The sequence below is a fragment of the Weizmannia acidilactici genome (assembly GCF_008974225.1).
Classification (GTDB): Bacteria; Bacillota; Bacilli; order Bacillales; family Bacillaceae_C; genus Weizmannia; species Weizmannia acidilactici.
In genome coordinates this window covers 1-560 of record NZ_BKZR01000114.1, presented here as the reverse complement: position 1 = coordinate 560, position 560 = coordinate 1, and the positions used below count along the sequence as shown (strand labels likewise).

At 38.9% G+C, this 560-nt stretch carries 1 protein-coding gene; it reads left to right on the top strand.

The annotated features are described in order from the left end of the window. Positions 1-53: 53 nt before the first annotated feature. Positions 54-560, top strand: a 507-nt coding sequence (locus GBH70_RS16470; RefSeq protein ID WP_172967590.1) for a UPF0236 family transposase-like protein, incomplete at its 3' end; no start/stop codon positions are given.

The window sequence follows — 560 nt, the reverse complement described above, 5'->3', positions numbered from 1 at the left end:
CACCTTTGATAAAATGATTTTTGGTAGAAAATCAAAAGAAAGGTGGAGTTCCTATGTCTAAGAATACCATTGAATTACCGAATTTAAAAGAGATAGAAAAGGATTTATTCAAACAGCTACAAACATACTTCCGAGTCATTCTATCGCACACTCTTGAAGAACTTGATGTCTGGCTTATGGAAAATCGGGATTTTAAACGGTTTGAATATCGAGAAAGACAGTCTTGTACACTGGAAACCCTTTTTGGTCCTTTGACTTTTAAACGGAGAAAATATAAGGACCGTCAGACAGGTCGCCGAGTGGCCTTATTGGACCAAGTGTTAAAATTCAAAGGATCCAATAGTCTTAGTCCTCTTATTACAGATATGGCTGTGGATTGGGCAGTTAGAGGTCGTTCTTATCGTGATGCGAGAGACCGAATAACAGAATTACTCGATCACCAAGCCATAAGCCATGAAAGCATTCGCCAAAAAGTCCTGGGAGTTAAAAAGATTGATCATTCAACCCGTGAAGGACATCCTAAGAAGGTAAAGGCTTTATTTCTAGAGGTTGATGGCATC